Origin of the sequence: Streptomyces sp. NPDC000404 (assembly GCF_040300365.1) — a bacterium.
Lineage (GTDB): Bacteria > Actinomycetota > Actinomycetes > Streptomycetales > Streptomycetaceae > Streptomyces > Streptomyces ramulosus.
Genome location: NZ_JBEPDN010000001.1, coordinates 260,069 through 275,545, shown reverse-complemented (window position 1 = coordinate 275,545; position 15,477 = coordinate 260,069). Strand labels below are relative to the sequence as shown.

Below are 15,477 nucleotides of genomic sequence, written 5' to 3'. Positions count from 1 at the left end.
GTCGGGGATCTGCGGCCCGCACTGTGGAGGGGACGAGATGACGGCCCGATCGGCGAAGGCGGCGCCGCCGCGCCCGCGGCGCACCGTGAACGCGCCGCGGACTCCGCGGACACCGCGCGGCGGCCGCCCGGCCGGCGGCGCCCCGCGGCGGTTCCACGCCCGCCTCCGGCGGGCCTGGGACCGTCCGCTGACGGCGTACTACCTGATCCTCGGCGGCAGCCTGCTGCTCATCGTCCTCGGTCTGGTGATGGTCTACTCGGCCTCGCAGATCAAGGCGCTGCAGTCCGGGCTGGCGCCGAGCTTCTTCTTCCGCAAGCAGCTGATGGCCGCGGCCGTCGGCGGGGTGCTGCTCTACCTCGCCGCCCGGCTGCCGGTGCGGCTGCACCGCGCGTGCGCCTATCCGCTGCTGGCGGCCTCGGTGTTCGCGATGTGCCTGGTGCAGGTGCCGGGGATCGGCGTCGCGGTCAACGGCAACCAGAACTGGATCAACCTCGGCGGCGTCTTCCAGATGCAGCCGAGCGAGTTCGGGAAGCTCGCGCTGGTCCTGTGGGGCGCCGATCTGCTCGCCCGCAAGCAGGAGCGGAAGCTGCTCACGCAGTGGAAGCACCTGCTGGTGCCGCTGATCCCGGTCGCCTTCCTGCTGCTCGGGCTGATCATGCTCGGCGGCGACATGGGCACCGCGATCATTCTCACGGCGATCCTCTTCGGGCTGCTGTGGCTGGCGGGCGCCCCCACCCGGCTGTTCGCCGGCGTCCTGGGCACCGCTACGGTCATCGGTGCCCTGCTGATCAAGACCAGCGCCAACCGGATGTCCCGTCTCGCCTGCATCGGCGCGACCGATCCGGGCCCCAGCGACCAGTGCTGGCAGGCGGTGCACGGCATCTACGCGCTGGCCTCCGGCGGACTCTTCGGTTCCGGGCTCGGCGCGAGTATGGAAAAATGGGGTGAACTCCCTGAACCGCACACCGACTTCATCTTCGCCATCACCGGGGAGGAACTGGGACTGGCGGGGACGCTGTCGGTACTCGCCCTGTTCGCGGCTCTAGGCTATGCGGGTATCCGCGTGGCCGGACGCACGGAGGACCCCTTCGTGAGGTACGCCGCGGGAGGTGTGACCACCTGGATCATGGCCCAGACCATGGTCAACATCGGTGCGGTGCTCGGCCTGTTGCCGATCGCCGGCGTCCCGCTCCCGCTGTTCTCCTACGGAGGCTCCGCCCTGCTGCCGTCGATGTTCGCCGTCGGGCTGCTGATCGCCTTCGCGCGTGACGAGCCCGCGGCGCGGGCGGCACTGGCCGCGCAGGCCACGCGGCGGCCGGGTTCCGGAAGGAAACCGGCCGGGGTGAGATGGAAGACGATGAGACGGCGCGTCACGAGGCGACCGTCCGGAGAGCGGTGAATTTCGGTGCATGTCGTACTCGCCGGTGGGGGGACCGCCGGCCACATCGAGCCCGCGCTCGCCCTCGCGGACGCACTGCGGAGGCAGGACCCGACCGTGGGGATCACGGCACTCGGCACGGAACGCGGTCTGGAGACCCGGCTCGTCCCGGAGCGCGGCTACGAGCTGGGACTGATCCCGGCCGTACCGCTGCCCCGTAAGCCCACCCCCGAACTCATCACCGTCCCCGGGCGGCTGCGCGGCACCATCAAGGCGGCCGAGCAGATCCTGGAGCGGACGAAGGCGGACTGCGTCGTCGGCTTCGGCGGCTACGTCGCCCTGCCCGGCTACCTCGCCGCCAAGCGCCTGGGCGTGCCGATCATCGTCCACGAGGCCAACGCCCGCCCCGGTCTGGCCAACAAGATCGGCTCGCGGTACGCCAAGTTCGTCGCGGTCTCCACCCCGGAGAGCAAGCTGCGCGGCGCCCGCTACGTCGGCATTCCGCTGCGCCGCACCATCGCCACCCTCGACCGGGCGGCCGTCCGTCCCGAGGCGCGCGCGGCGTTCGGGCTCGACCCCAACCTCCCGACGCTGCTGGTCTCCGGCGGCTCCCAGGGCGCGCGCCGCCTCAACGAGGTCATCCAGGCGGCGGTCCCGGCGCTCCAGCGCTCCGGCATCCAGGTCCTGCACGCGGTCGGCCCGAAGAACGAACTGCCGCAGGTCGACAACATGCCGGGCATGCCCCCCTATGTCCCGGTACCGTACGTGGACCGGATGGACCTCGCCTACGCCGCGGCGGACATGATGCTCTGCCGCGCGGGCGCGATGACCGTCGCCGAACTCTCCGCCGTCGGGCTCCCCGCCGCCTACGTCCCGCTGCCGATCGGCAACGGCGAACAGCGGCTGAACGCCCAGCCGGTGGTCAACGCCGGCGGCGGACTCCTCGTCGACGACGCCCAGCTGACCCCGGAGTGGGTGCAGTCCACGGTCCTGCCGGTCCTCGCCGACCCGCACCGGCTGTTCGAGATGTCCCGCGCGGCCGCCGAGTTCGGCCGCCGGGACGCCGATGAGCTGCTCGTCGGCATGGTGTACGAGGCGATTGCCCAGCGGAACAGCTAGACGACGAAAGGCAGGGGGAGCGTGGCCGGACCGACCGCCGCCCGCAGCGGCACCAAGGGGGCGCCGGCGTCCGGCCGGGCCCCCGCCGAACCGGCCCGCGCCGGACGGCGCTTGTGGCCACGCCTCCCCTTCCGCCGCCCCGGACGCCGCGGTCTGATCATCACTCTGACCCTGGCGCTCCTCGGCGGCTTCGGCGTCTGGGCCCTCTACGGCTCGGACTGGCTGCGGGTGTCGGGCGTCAAGGCGTCCGGCACCCGGGTGCTGACCTCCGGCGAGGTGGTCCGGGCCGCCGCGGTTCCGCTGCACACCCCTTTGGCGTCGGTCGACACCGACGCGATCGCCGCCCGGCTGCGCCACCGGCTGCCCCGGATCAAGTCCGTGGACGTGGTCCGCTCCTGGCCGCACACGATCGCCCTGAAGGTGACCGAAAGGGAACCGGAACTGGTCATGCCGGAGGGCGGCAAGTACGTCGAAGTCGACGCCGAGGGTGTCCGTTTCGCGACCGTCCCCGCGCCGCCCAAGGGCGTTCCCGCACTTCAGCTGGCCGCCGACGACGCCCCCAGCCTGGACCGTTTCGGCCCCGCCCGACTGCGCCGGGCCGCGGTCGAGGTGGCCTCCGACCTTCCCAAAACCCTTCACAATCAGGTCAAAACCCTGCGCGTGACGTCGTACGATGCGATCACACTCGATCTGACGGGGAAGCGCACGGTGGTGTGGGGGAGCGGGGAGAACAGTCCCCGGAAGGCCGCGGTGCTGACCGCTCTCCTCAAAGCCGCGCGTGACGCACACCACTTCGATGTCTCCGTTCCCAGTGCGCCCGCGGTGTCCGGGAGTTGACTGCCGTTGTCGCAGGCCAGCCCCCTGGATGGCTATCACCGCGGGTGATCACATAGGGTGAAAAGAAAAACGGGAGGTTCGGCGTGTTCGTTGAACGTGCGCCACTTGTCGACTTAGTGTCTCGTTCCAAAGGGACTTTGCTTCCAAGGAACACGGATACAAGTAACCCTAAACTTCAACGTTAGGGTTCGGGTCGGCAATACGGACCGTCCCATCGGCATCAGTCGGCGTCCACAAGGAATGTGAGGCGGCGACACGTAACTCGAGGCGAGAGGCCTTCGACGTGGCAGCACCGCAGAACTACCTCGCAGTCATCAAGGTCGTCGGCATCGGCGGCGGTGGCGTGAACGCCATCAACCGGATGATCGAGGTCGGGCTCAAGGGCGTCGAGTTCATCGCGATCAACACCGATGCGCAGGCGTTGCTGATGAGCGACGCCGACGTCAAGCTCGACGTCGGCCGCGAAATGACCCGCGGACTCGGCGCCGGCGCCAACCCGGACGTCGGCCGCAAGGCGGCCGAGGACCACCGCGAGGAGATCGAGGAGGTCCTCAAGGGGGCCGACATGGTCTTCGTGACCGCGGGCGAGGGCGGCGGCACCGGCACCGGCGGCGCCCCGGTCGTCGCCAACATCGCCCGTTCGCTGGGCGCCCTGACGATCGGTGTGGTCACCCGGCCGTTCACCTTCGAGGGCCGCCGGCGGGCCAACCAGGCCGAGGACGGCATCGCCAGCCTCCGCGAAGAGGTCGACACCCTCATCGTCATCCCCAACGACCGCCTGCTGTCCATCTCGGACCGCCAGGTGAGCGTGCTGGATGCGTTCAAGTCGGCCGACCAGGTGCTGCTCTCCGGTGTCCAGGGCATCACCGACCTGATCACCACGCCCGGCCTGATCAACCTCGACTTCGCCGACGTCAAGTCCGTGATGTCGGAGGCCGGTTCGGCGCTCATGGGCATCGGCTCGGCGCGCGGCGACGACCGCGCGGTGGCCGCCGCGGAGATGGCGATCTCCTCGCCGCTCCTGGAGGCGTCCATCGACGGCGCCCGCGGCGTGCTGCTCTCCATCTCCGGCGGCTCCGACCTCGGTCTCTTCGAGATCAACGAGGCCGCGCAGCTGGTCAGCGAGGCGGCCCACCCCGAGGCGAACATCATCTTCGGCGCGGTCATCGACGACGCGCTCGGCGACGAGGTGCGGGTCACCGTCATCGCCGCGGGCTTCGACGGCGGTCAGCCGCCGGCCCGCCGCGACACGGTCATCGGCTCCGCCTCGACCAAGCGCGAGGAGCCGGCCCCGGCCCCTAGCCGCCCGGCCACCCCGCCCGAGCCGCGGTCGTCGTCCTTCGGCGGCCTGGGCGCGGTGCCGGTGCGGGACGAGGAGCCGGCTCCGGCCGAGACCTCCTCGTTCAGCGACGTCCTGTCGTCCCAGCCCACCACCCCGCAGGTGCCCCCGGCCCGTCCGTACTCGGACACCGCGGCCGAGGAGCTGGACGTCCCCGACTTCCTGAAGTAGCCGAAGCACAGCAGTGATAGGGCAACAGCGGTACGCGAGCGGCGCGCACTTCGCCTTCACCGACAGGTGGGGCGGGGTGAGCGCCGCTCCGTACGATCAGCTCAATCTCGGCGGCGCGGTCGGTGACGACCCCGCGGCCGTCCATGAGAACCGCGCCCGCGCGGCCCGGGCGCTCGGTCTCGCGCCGGACTCCGTGGTCTGGATGAACCAGGTGCACGGCAAGGACGTCGCCGTGGTCGACGGGCCGTGGCGCGACGGCGACATCCCGTGCGTGGACGCGGTGGTGACCACCCGTCGGGGCCTGGCCCTCGCGGTGCTCACCGCCGACTGCACCCCGGTACTCCTCGCCGACCCGGTCGCCGGGGTCATCGGCGCGGCGCACGCGGGGCGGCCCGGGATGGTCGCCGGCGTGGTGCCCGAAACGGTCCGCGCCATGACCGGACTGGGTGCGCGGCCCGACCGGATCACCGCCCACACCGGACCGTCCGTGTGCGGACGCTGCTACGAAGTGCCCACCGCGATGCGGGACGAGGTGGCGGCGGTGGTCCCCGAGGCATGGGCGACCACCTCGTGGGGCACGCCGGCGGTGGACGTCACCGCGGGCGTCGCGGCCCAACTCGCCGCCGCGGGCGTGGCGGCCCGTGAAGATTCCCACATCTGCACGATCGAATCGGCGGACCACTTCTCCTATCGGCGCGACCGCACCACCGGGCGGCTCGCGAGCTACGTATGGCTGGACGGCGCGTTGTGACGGATCGCAAGACGGAACTGGCCGCCAATCTGGCGCGGGTCGAGGAGCGCATCGCCGCCGCGTGCGCCGCCGCCGGACGCCGGCGTGACGAGGTCACGCTGATCGTGGTCACCAAGACCTACCCGGCGAGCGATGTGCGGCTGCTCGCCGAGCTGGGGGTGCGTCAGGTCGCGGAGAACCGCGATCAGGACGCGGCACCCAAAGCCGCCGAATGTGCCGATCTGCCCCTGACTTGGCATTTTGTTGGTCAATTGCAGACCAACAAGGTCCGCTCGGTCGCCCGCTACGCCGGCCTCGTCCAGTCCGTCGACCGCGGCCGTCTGGTCACCGCGCTCTCGAAGGAAGCGGTGCGCGCGGAGCGGGAGATGGGGTGCCTGATCCAGGTGGCGCTGGACGCGGAGGCGGGGGAGCGGGGCGAGCGCGGCGGGGTGGCGCCGGACGGGGTCGCGGCGCTCGCCGCGGCGGTCGACGGCGCCCAAGGGCTGCGCCTGGACGGCGTGATGACGGTCGCACCGCTGGCGGGGCCGTACGCCGGGCGCCAACGGGCCGCGTTCGAGCGGCTCATGGAAATCTCAACCGACCTGCGCGCCGCTTATCCTGCTGCCACCATGGTGTCGGCAGGCATGAGCGCGGACTTGGAGGACGCCGTGGCGGCCGGAGCGACACATGTGCGCGTCGGCACTGCGGTACTCGGAGTCCGTCCACGCCTCGGGTAACGTCGCCAAGCAAGTCGGACCACAGCACAAAATATGGTCATTCCCGTAAGAAATGGGACAGGCCCAGTGGATCCAGGGCGCCCGGTGACGGAGCCGATCCACCACAGAGCGGAGGACGCAGAGAATGGCCGGCGCGATGCGCAAGATGGCGGTCTACCTCGGCCTCGTGGAGGACGATGGGTACGACGGCCGGGGGTTCGACCCCGATGACGAGTTCGAGCCCGAACTCGATCCGGAGCCCGACCGCGGACGGCGGCAGCAGCAGCAAGTGCAGCCGGAGACACGCCCGGAGCGGGAGGAGCCGGTCAGATCCGTTCAGCCGCCCGCGCAGCGTGAGCCCACTCCGCTGCCCGCGGAAAGCGGACGACCCGCCCGAATCGCCCCCGTGGCATCCATCACACCCGACCGTCCGAATCTGGAGAAGAACGCACCGGTGATCATGCCCAAAGTTGTGTCCGAGCGGGAGCCTTACCGCATCACCACACTGCATCCCCGGACCTACAACGAAGCCCGTACCATCGGGGAACACTTCCGTGAGGGCACTCCGGTGATCATGAATCTCACGGAGATGGACGACACCGACGCGAAGCGACTTGTCGACTTTGCCGCCGGGCTAGTCTTCGGTCTGCACGGCAGCATCGAGCGCGTGACGCAGAAGGTGTTCCTGTTGTCGCCTGCTAACGTCGATGTCACGGCGGAGGACAAGGCCCGTATCGCAGAGGGTGGGTTCTTCAACCAGAGCTGAGACGCAACACCGGGCACACCGAGGCCGCGAGGCCGACACGAGGGATCAGGGGAGAGGGACGCGCGAAGATGAATGTCTTTGGGCAGGTGATCTACATCGCGCTGTACTGCTTCCTGATCGTGTTGATCTTCCGGCTGGTGATGGACTACGTGTTCCAGTTCGCCCGTTCATGGCAACCCGGCAAGGCAATGGTCGTCATTCTCGAAGCCGCTTACACCATCACCGATCCGCCACTCAAGCTTCTGCGGCGGGTCATCCCGCCGCTGCGTCTCGGGGGCGTGGCGCTTGACCTGTCCTTCTTCGTATTGATGATCATCGTATACATCCTGATCACCGTCGTGAGGTCGGTGTTGTTGGTGTGAACGATACGGTCTTGCCGATTGCCGACGACTACGTTGAGGTGAAGTAGAGATGCCGTTGACCCCCGAGGACGTGCGGAACAAGCAGTTCACAACCGTCCGCCTCCGAGAAGGCTATGACGAGGACGAGGTCGATGCCTTCCTCGACGAGGTGGAAGCCGAACTGACCCGTCTGCTGCGGGAGAACGAGGATCTGCGCGCGAAGCTGGCCGCCGCCACGCGAGCCGCCGCCCAGAACCAGCAGCAGGGTCTCCGTAAGGGACCCGACCAGCAGCAGGAGCAGCAGCAGCGCGGAGGGGCACCGGTGCCCGCCGCCATATCGGGTCCGCAGCCGGTCCCGCCGCAGCAGCAGGGGATGGGTGGTCCTCCCCAGCTTCCCGGCGGTGCACCTCAGCTGCCCGCAGGTCCCGGTGGACACGGCCCGCAGGCCGGTCCGCACGGCCCCGGCCCGATGGGCCCCGGCGGTCCGATGGGTGGCGGCCCGATGGGCGGCCCCGGCGGTCCGCAGCAGCTGCCCCAGGGCGGGCAGCCGCAGGGCGGTCCCGGCGGTGACAGCGCGGCGCGCGTGCTGTCGCTGGCGCAGCAGACCGCCGACCAGGCGATCGCGGAGGCCCGTTCCGAGGCCAACAAGATTGTCGGCGAGGCGCGTTCGCGCGCCGAGGGTCTGGAGCGGGACGCCCGCGCCAAGGCCGACGCGCTGGAGCGGGACGCGCAGGAGAAGCACCGCGTCGCGATGGGCTCCCTGGAGTCCGCCCGCGCCACGCTGGAGCGCAAGGTCGAGGACCTGCGCGGCTTCGAGCGCGAGTACCGCACCCGCCTGAAGTCGTACCTGGAGAGCCAGCTGCGTCAGCTGGAGAACCAGGCGGACGACTCGCTGGCCCCGCCGCGGACCCCGGCGACCGCGTCGCTGCCGCCGTCGCCCTCGATGGCGTCGGCCGGTGCGGGCTCCATGGGCGGTGGCAACCACACCATGGGCGGCGGTCAGTCGATGGGCGGCCACAACGGCAGCTCCGGCGGCGGTCCGTCGTACGGTGGGCAGCAGCAGATGGCGCCCGCGATGACGCAGCCGATGGCTCCGGTGCGGCCGCAGAGCCCGCAGCCGATGGGGCAGGCGCCGTCGCCGATGCGCGGCTTCCTCATCGACGAGGACGACAACTGACGTAGCCGGCGCACCGCGTCGCACACGTTTCGGCAATCAGGGCCGGGCCCCGAGGGACATGTTCCCCCGGGGCCCGGCCCTTTTGCGTGCGCGGAATGCGGTGGCCCGTGCGCAGCGGCGGGGTCGGGCGGTATCGGGCGGCGCTGACCTGCGCGGATGAGGTGTGTGCCGGAGGGGCGGTGGTCCTGTTCCCGTTGCCTGCGGGCGCCGTGAGGGCGGGTCAGCCGAGGCGTCGTCAGCAGGGGCGGGTGTGCCGTCCCCCGTTCGTGCGGCGCTCTTTCGGGGGGCGGTGGCCCGGGGTGGCGCGGCGACGCCGGGCGGGAAATCGCACCGGTAGCGGCCCCGCCGGACCGGAAATCGCACCGGGCCGACCGGCCGGGGCAAGCCCCGGCACCTCGGCCTCGCGGGCCGGGGAAAGCGCCGGCCACCCGGTGGTGTGAAAAAGCGCCGGGCCCCCGGCACACGCGCGGTGTGCCGGGGGCCCGGTGACGTACGGCGGGCGGTGCCGCCGGGGAGGGTTACGCCTTGCGGAGGCGGAAGGAGAGGCCCAGGGGCTCGTCCGTGAACAGCTCGCCGTAGGCGCCGGCCTCGTCGGCCGCGTCCGCTTCGGCGGTGAAGGCGGTGGCCAGCACCTCGTCGGCGATCAGGGTGGCGTGCTCGGCCAGGGCCGTGCCGAGGTCCGCGTCGGCGGTCTCCCAGCGCAGGGCGATCCGGTCGGAGACGTCCAGACCGCTGCTCTTGCGCGCCTCCTGGATGAGCCGGATCGCGTCGCGGGCCAGACCGGCGCGGCGCAGCTCCGGGGTGATCTCCAGGTCCAGCGCGACGGTCGCACCGGCGTCGGACGCCACCGACCAGCCCTCGCGCGGGGTCTCGGTGATGATCACCTCGTCCGGGGTGAGGGTGACGGTCTCGCCGTCGACCTCGACCGTGGCCTCGCCGTCGCGCAGCGCCAGCGAGAGCGCCGCGGCGTCGGCGGCGGCGACGGCCTTGGCGACCGCCTGGACGCCCTTGCCGAACCGCTTGCCCAGCGCGCGGAAGTTGGCCTTGGCGGAGGTGTCGACCAGCGAACCGCCCATGTCGGAGAGGGCGGCGAGCGAGGTGACGTTCAGCTCCTCGGCGATCTGCGCGCGCAGGTCGTCGGAGAGAGCGGCGAAGCCGTGCGCCGCGACCAGCGCGCGGGACAGCGGCTGACGCGTCTTCACACCGGACTCGGCGCGGGTGGCCCGGCCCAGCTCGACCAGCCGGCGCACCAGCTGCATCTGCGCGGACAGCTCCGGGTCGATCAGCCCCGGGTCGGCCAGCGGCCACGACGACAGGTGCACGGAGTCCGGCGCCTGCGGGGTGACCGGCACGACGAGGTCCTGCCAGACCCGCTCGGTGATGAACGGCGTCAGCGGCGCCATCAGCCGCGTCACCGTCTCGACCACCTCGTGCAGGGTGCGCAGCGCGGCCGGCTCGCCCTGCCAGAAGCGGCGGCGCGAGCGGCGCACGTACCAGTTGGAGAGGTCGTCGACGAAGGATGACAGCAGCTTGCCGGCGCGCTGGGTGTCGTACGCCTCCAGCGCCTCGGTGACGCCCTCGACGAGGGTGTTCAGCTCGCCGAGCAGCCAGCGGTCGAGCAGAGGGCGCTCGGCGGGGGCCGGGTCGGCGGCGGAGGGCGCCCAGTTCGAGGTGCGGGCGTAGAGCGCCTGGAAGGCGACGGTGTTCCAGTACGTCAGCAGGGTCTTGCGGACGACTTCCTGGATGGTGGTGTGGCCCACCCGGCGGGCGGACCAGGGCGAGCCGCCGGCCGCCATGAACCAGCGGACCGCGTCGGCGCCGTGCTGGTCCATCAGCGGGATCGGCTGGAGGATGTTGCCCAGGTGCTTGGACATCTTCCGGCCGTCCTCGGCGAGGATGTGGCCCAGGCAGACGACGTTCTCGTACGACGACTTGTCGAAGACGAGGGTGCCGACGGCCATCAGCGTGTAGAACCAGCCGCGGGTCTGGTCGATCGCCTCGGAGATGAACTGCGCCGGGTAGCGCTTCTCGAAGAGTTCCTTGTTGCGGTACGGGTAGCCCCACTGCGCGAACGGCATCGAGCCCGAGTCGTACCAGGCGTCGATGACCTCGGGCACGCGGGTGGCGGTGAGCGCGCAGCCCTCGTGGGTGCAGCCGAAGGTGACGGCGTCGATGAACGGGCGGTGCGGGTCCAGGCCGGACTGGTCGGTGCCGGTCAGCTCGGTCAGCTCGGTGAGCGAGCCGACGCAGGTGAGGTGGCCCTCCTCGCAGCGCCAGATGGGCAGCGGGGTGCCCCAGTAGCGGTTGCGGCTCAGCGCCCAGTCGATGTTGTTCTGCAGCCAGTCGCCGAACCGGCCGTGCTTGACGGAGTCCGGGAACCAGTTGGTGTTCTCGTTCTCGCGGAGCAGGGCGTCCTTGACGGCGGTGGTGCGGATGTACCAGGACGGCTGCGCGTAGTAGAGCAGCGCGGTGTGGCAGCGCCAGCAGTGCGGGTAGCTGTGCTCGTAGGCGAGGTGGCGGAAGAGCAGGCCGCGGGCGTCGAGGTCGGCGACGAGCGCCTCGTCGGCCTTCTTGAAGAACTCGCCGCCGACGAGCGGCAGTTCGGCCGCGAAGGTGCCGTCGGGGCGGACCGGGTTGACCACCGGCAGGCCGTAGCTCTTGCAGACCTTGAGGTCGTCCTCGCCGAAGGCCGGGGCCTGGTGGACGAGGCCGGTGCCGTCCTCGGTGGTGACGTACTCGGCGTTGACGACGAAGTTGGCGCCCTCCAGCTCGACGAGGTCGAACGGGCGGCGGTAGGCCCAGCGCTCCATCTCGCGGCCGGTGAACGACTGGCCGGTGGCGCTCCAGCCCTCGCCGAGCGCCTTCTCCAGCAGCGGCTCGGCGACGACCAGCTTCTCCTTGCCGTCGGTGGCGACGACGTAGGTGACGTCCGGGTGGGCGGCGACCGCGGTGTTGGAGACCAGTGTCCAGGGCGTGGTCGTCCAGATGAGGAGCGCGGCCTCGCCGGCGAGCGGGCCGGAGGTCAGCGGCAGCCGGACGTAGACGGACGGGTCGACGACCGTTTCGTAGCCCTGCGCCAGCTCGTGGTCGGACAGGCCGGTGCCGCAGCGGGGGCACCAGGGGGCGACGCGGTGGTCCTCGACCAGCAGGCCCTTGGAGAAGATCTCCTTCAGCGACCACCACACCGACTCGATGTAGTCGGGGTCCATGGTGCGGTACGGGGCGTCGAGGTCGGTCCAGTACCCCATGCGGGTCGTGAGCTCGGCGAAGGCGTCGGTGTGGCGGGTCACCGACTCGCGGCACTTGGCGTTGAACTCGGCGATGCCGTACGCCTCGATGTCCTTCTTGCCGTTGAAGCCCAGTTCCTTCTCGACGGCCAGCTCGACGGGGAGGCCGTGGCAGTCCCAGCCGGCCTTGCGGTCGACGTGGTAGCCCTGCATCGTGCGGAAGCGGGGGAAGACGTCCTTGAAGACGCGGGCCTCGATGTGGTGGGCGCCGGGCATGCCGTTGGCGGTCGGCGGGCCCTCGTAGAAGACCCATTCGGGCCGGCCCTCGGACTGCTGGAGGGTGCGGGCGAAGACCTTCTGTTCCTGCCAGAAATCGAGCACGGCGTGCTCCAGGGCGGGTAGGTCGACCTGCGCGGGCACCTGGCGGTACTGCGGCTGCTCACTCATCGGGTTCCTCCGGCGGACACCTGCTGCGTTCTCCGTCCGGAGGGACGAGAGCGCTGCTCCCGCGGTACCACCCTCCTTGGCGGTGGCCTGCCACCGCCCCCTCATTGGGGTCGCGCTGCCGGTTCTACTCGCCCACGGCGCTGCGCGGGCTTTCTTCCGGCGGCTCCGGGGTGATCTTCACGTCGCGCACGCCTCCGGGCTCCCACCGTCCCCGGATCGCTGCTGGCTGCCTACGACGCTACTCGTCCCATCGACGCCTGTCGCTGCGCCCAGTGTACGGGGCGGCGGGGACGGGGCCCGACCGGTTTTCTGGCGGCCCGGCGCCGGAACCCACCCGAACGCGGCGGCGGGCGGCGGGCGGCCGGGCCCCGTGACCGGCCGGGCGGTGGCGGGGCGGAAGCGGGGGCGGAGCGGGGGTACGGGCGGTGCGTCCCATTGCCGCACCTCGTGCGGCGATTTATCGTTCCCGTCACGATTCGCGAACTAGATCACATATGTGAAGGGGTCGCGGCCATGGTGGCGAAGAAGTCCGCCGCGAAGAAGAGCACGGCACCCGCCGAGGAGCCCGGTACGGCACGTCCCGCCGCTCCCCAGGAGGCCGGGGCGGCCGCTTCCGGGACCCCCCAGGAGCCCGGCCCGGCGAAGAAGACCGCGGCCAAGAAGACCGCGGCCAAGAAGACCGCGGCCAAGAAGGCCGTGGCGAAGAAGGCCCCGGCCAAGACGGCTGCGGCGAAGAAAGCCCAGGTCAAGAAGGCTCAGGTCAAGAAGGCCGTGGCGAAGAAAGCCCCGGCGAAGAAGGCCGCGGCGAAGGCCCCGGCGAAGAAGGCGACCGCCGCGAAGGCGGCGGCGAGGAAGACGGGAGCCAAGACGGTGGTGGCGAAGAAGACCGCGGCCGCGACGGCGGCGCACGGCACGAAACCGGCGGTACCCGCGGCGCTCACCGCCGCCCCCGACGACCTGGCCGTCCGGCCGGGCGAGGACCCCTGGACGCCACAGGAGGTGGACGAGGCGCGGACCGGGCTGCTGGCTGAGGCGGTGCGGCTGCGGGCCGAGATCGCCGCCTCCGAGGACGCCATCGCGGGACTGATGCGCGACTCCGGGGACGGCGCGGGCGACGACGAGGCGGACACCGGCACCAAGAACATCACCCGCGAGCACGAGCTGGCGCTGGCCTCCAACGCCCGCGAGATGCTGCTCCAGACCGAACGCGCGCTGGGCCGCCTGGACGCGGGCACGTACGGCCTCTGCGAGAACTGCGGCAACCCGATCGGCAAGGCCCGGATGCAGGCGTTCCCCCGGGCCACCCTCTGCGTGGAGTGCAAGCAGAAGCAGGAACGGCGGGGGTGAGGGGAGCGGGGCGGGCGGCGTCCCCCGAGAGGGCCGGATGCGCCCGGCGGGCGGGCCCGGCGCCTCGCCCGCCGGAGGCCGCCGGCCGCGCCCCGTGCGGCTCCGTGCCCGGCCCGCTCTCCCCGGCCCGCGGGCGGCCGTTGCCCGGTGACCCCGGCCCGGCCGCTGCCCGGGGCGGGTGTCGTACCCTCGTTCCTCAGCCAGGCGTGGCCTGGCGGGGACGCTACGGGCTGAGGGACGCACACAGTGGCAGAGGCGGAACGCATCACCGGTACGCCGGAATCCGGATCGGGTTCCGGGGCGGAGTCCGACGCGGGTTCGGAGGGGGGACGTCCGGCGGAGCCGGAGCAGGGTGAGAGCCGCGGCAAGCGGCGCATCCCGGCCCTGCTGCTGGTCGCGCTCGTCGCCTACCTGCTGGACCTGGGCAGCAAGCTGCTGGTGGTCGCGAAGCTGGAGCACCATGCGCCGGTCGAGGTCATCGGGACGCTGCTGCAGTTCGAGGTGATCCGCAACCGCGGCGCGGCGTTCAGCATGGGGGAGGCGCTGACGATCTTCCTCACCATCATCGCGGTGGCGGTGATCGTGGTGATCTTCCGCATCGCGCGCAAGCTCTACAGCCTGCCGTGGGCCATCGCGCTGGGGCTGCTGCTCGGCGGCGCCTTCGGCAACCTCACCGACCGGCTCTTCCGCTCGCCGGGCGTCTTCGAGGGCGCGGTGGTCGACTTCATCGCCCCGGCGCACTTCGCGGTCTTCAACCTCGCCGACTCCGCGATCGTCTGCGGCGGCATCCTGATCGTGATCCTCTCCTTCCGGGGCCTGGACCCGGACGGCACGGTCCACAAGGACTGAACCGCCTGCGGAAAGGGCCCCCGGCGCCCGCCGCCGGGCACCGGGCGGGCCACCCCGGTCGGACTGCCATACTCGTGGGGTGAGCACGCTTCCCGATATCCGCACCCTGCCCGTACCGGACGGCCTGGAGGGCGAGCGCGTCGACGCCGCGCTGGCCCGCATGTTCGGCTTCTCCCGTACGAAGGCCGCCGAGCTGGCGGCCGCCGGCAAGGTCCGGGTCGACGGCTCCGAGGTGATGAAGTCCGAGCGGGTGCACGGCGGCGCCTGGCTGGAGGTCGAGATGCCGCAGGCGGCGGCGCCGGTCGAGATCGTCGCCGAGCCCGTCGAGGGCATGGAGATCGTCCATGACGACGACGACGTCGTGGTGATCGTCAAGCCCGTCGGCGTCGCCGCGCACCCCAGCCCCGGCTGGACGGGTACCACCGTCATCGGCGGACTGGCCGCCGCCGGCTACCGCATCTCCACCTCCGGCGCCGCCGAGCGCCAGGGCATCGTGCACCGCCTGGACGTCGGCACCTCCGGCCTGATGGTCGTCGCCAAGTCCGAGCGCGCCTACACCCTGCTCAAGCAGCAGTTCCGGGAGCGGACGGTCGACAAGCGCTACCACGCGCTGGTGCAGGGCCACCCGGATCCGATGAGCGGCACCATCGACGCCCCGATCGGCCGCCACCCGCAGCACGACTACAAGTGGGCGGTGACGGCCGAGGGCAAGGCGTCGGTCACCCACTACGACCTCATCGAGGCGTACCGCGCCGCCAGCCTCCTCGACATCAAGCTGGAGACCGGCCGCACCCACCAGATCCGGGTGCACATGTCCGCCCACCGCCACCCCTGCGTCGGCGACCTGACCTACGGCGCGGACCCGACGATGGCCAAGCGGCTCGGGCTGACCCGGCAGTGGCTGCACGCGATGCGGCTCGGTTTCGAGCACCCGTCGGACGGCCGCTGGGTCGAGTTCGAGAGCGCCTATCCCGAGGATCTCCAGCGGGCGCTGGACACCGTGCGGGACGAGAGTTCCTGACGGGCCGACGGG

The 15,477-nt window shown here is 71.4% G+C and carries 13 protein-coding genes; 12 read left to right on the top strand and 1 reads right to left on the bottom strand.

What is annotated here, in order from left to right:
* Window positions 1–37 precede the first annotated feature (37 nt).
* From ftsW to ABT345_RS01170, 9 genes are all read left to right on the top strand, one after another.
* The gene (gene ftsW, locus ABT345_RS01210) at window positions 38–1,399 is read left to right on the top strand and encodes a putative lipid II flippase FtsW (protein ID WP_345083240.1); all 1,362 of its coding nucleotides are present in this window, start codon (window positions 38–40) and stop codon (window positions 1,397–1,399) included.
* 6 nt (window positions 1,400–1,405) lie between these two features.
* Window positions 1,406–2,497: an undecaprenyldiphospho-muramoylpentapeptide beta-N-acetylglucosaminyltransferase gene (gene murG, locus ABT345_RS01205; protein WP_345083238.1), complete on the top strand. Its 1,092-nt coding sequence runs from the start codon at window positions 1,406–1,408 to the stop codon at window positions 2,495–2,497.
* Window positions 2,498–2,518: 21 nt separating this feature from the next.
* Entirely contained in the window at window positions 2,519–3,334 is an 816-nt protein-coding gene (locus ABT345_RS01200; protein ID WP_386461321.1) for a cell division protein FtsQ/DivIB, read from the top strand.
* 283 nt (window positions 3,335–3,617) lie between these two features.
* Window positions 3,618–4,844 carry a cell division protein FtsZ gene (ftsZ, locus tag ABT345_RS01195; protein ID WP_345083236.1) on the top strand — a complete coding sequence of 409 codons (1,227 nt, stop codon included), beginning with the start codon at window positions 3,618–3,620 and terminating at the stop codon, window positions 4,842–4,844.
* Between the two features lie 13 nt (window positions 4,845–4,857).
* Window positions 4,858–5,595, top strand: coding sequence for a peptidoglycan editing factor PgeF (gene pgeF, locus ABT345_RS01190; protein WP_345083234.1), 738 nt, complete (start codon window positions 4,858–4,860; stop codon window positions 5,593–5,595).
* Window positions 5,592–6,311: a YggS family pyridoxal phosphate-dependent enzyme gene (locus ABT345_RS01185; protein WP_345083232.1), complete on the top strand. Its 720-nt coding sequence runs from the start codon at window positions 5,592–5,594 to the stop codon at window positions 6,309–6,311. The genes pgeF and ABT345_RS01185 overlap by 4 nt, the downstream gene beginning before the upstream one ends.
* A 124-nt stretch (window positions 6,312–6,435) precedes the next feature.
* On the top strand, window positions 6,436–7,056 hold the full coding sequence (locus ABT345_RS01180) for a cell division protein SepF (RefSeq protein WP_030281718.1): 621 nt from the start codon (window positions 6,436–6,438) through the stop codon (window positions 7,054–7,056).
* A gap of 68 nt (window positions 7,057–7,124) precedes the next feature.
* Window positions 7,125–7,418 carry a YggT family protein gene (locus ABT345_RS01175; RefSeq protein WP_030281716.1) on the top strand — a complete coding sequence of 98 codons (294 nt, stop codon included), beginning with the start codon at window positions 7,125–7,127 and terminating at the stop codon, window positions 7,416–7,418.
* Window positions 7,419–7,467: 49 nt separating this feature from the next.
* Complete coding sequence (locus tag ABT345_RS01170; protein ID WP_345083226.1) at window positions 7,468–8,574, top strand: DivIVA domain-containing protein; 1,107 nt, start codon at window positions 7,468–7,470, stop codon at window positions 8,572–8,574.
* A gap of 518 nt (window positions 8,575–9,092) precedes the next feature.
* Here the strand turns inward: ABT345_RS01170 and ileS are convergent.
* On the bottom strand, window positions 9,093–12,248 hold the full coding sequence (gene ileS / locus ABT345_RS01165; RefSeq protein WP_345083223.1) for an isoleucine--tRNA ligase: 3,156 nt from the start codon (window positions 12,246–12,248) through the stop codon (window positions 9,093–9,095).
* A gap of 513 nt (window positions 12,249–12,761) precedes the next feature.
* Between ileS and ABT345_RS01160 the strand changes: the two genes are divergently transcribed.
* The 3 genes from ABT345_RS01160 to ABT345_RS01150 all read left to right on the top strand — a co-directional run bounded on the left by ABT345_RS01160 (window position 12,762) and on the right by ABT345_RS01150 (window position 15,465).
* Window positions 12,762–13,595, top strand: coding sequence for a TraR/DksA family transcriptional regulator (locus ABT345_RS01160; protein WP_345083220.1), 834 nt, complete (start codon window positions 12,762–12,764; stop codon window positions 13,593–13,595).
* Window positions 13,596–13,841: 246 nt separating this feature from the next.
* Window positions 13,842–14,444, top strand: a complete 603-nt coding sequence (gene lspA, locus ABT345_RS01155) for a signal peptidase II (protein WP_345083217.1) — start codon at window positions 13,842–13,844, stop codon at window positions 14,442–14,444.
* A 79-nt stretch (window positions 14,445–14,523) separates the two neighbouring features.
* Window positions 14,524–15,465: an RluA family pseudouridine synthase gene (locus tag ABT345_RS01150; RefSeq protein ID WP_345083214.1), complete on the top strand. Its 942-nt coding sequence runs from the start codon at window positions 14,524–14,526 to the stop codon at window positions 15,463–15,465.
* The last annotated feature ends 12 nt before the right edge of the window (window positions 15,466–15,477 follow it).

Coding starts and splice junctions, on each gene's coding strand:
- ileS (WP_345083223.1), bottom strand. CDS start 12,248: ATGAGTGAGCAGCCGCAGTACCGCCAGGTGCCCGCGCAGGTCGACCTA.
- ABT345_RS01180 (WP_030281718.1), top strand. CDS start 6,436: ATGGCCGGCGCGATGCGCAAGATGGCGGTCTACCTCGGCCTCGTGGAG.
- ABT345_RS01160 (WP_345083220.1), top strand. CDS start 12,762: ATGGTGGCGAAGAAGTCCGCCGCGAAGAAGAGCACGGCACCCGCCGAG.
- ABT345_RS01170 (WP_345083226.1), top strand. CDS start 7,468: ATGCCGTTGACCCCCGAGGACGTGCGGAACAAGCAGTTCACAACCGTC.
- ftsW (WP_345083240.1), top strand. CDS start 38: ATGACGGCCCGATCGGCGAAGGCGGCGCCGCCGCGCCCGCGGCGCACC.
- ABT345_RS01175 (WP_030281716.1), top strand. CDS start 7,125: ATGAATGTCTTTGGGCAGGTGATCTACATCGCGCTGTACTGCTTCCTG.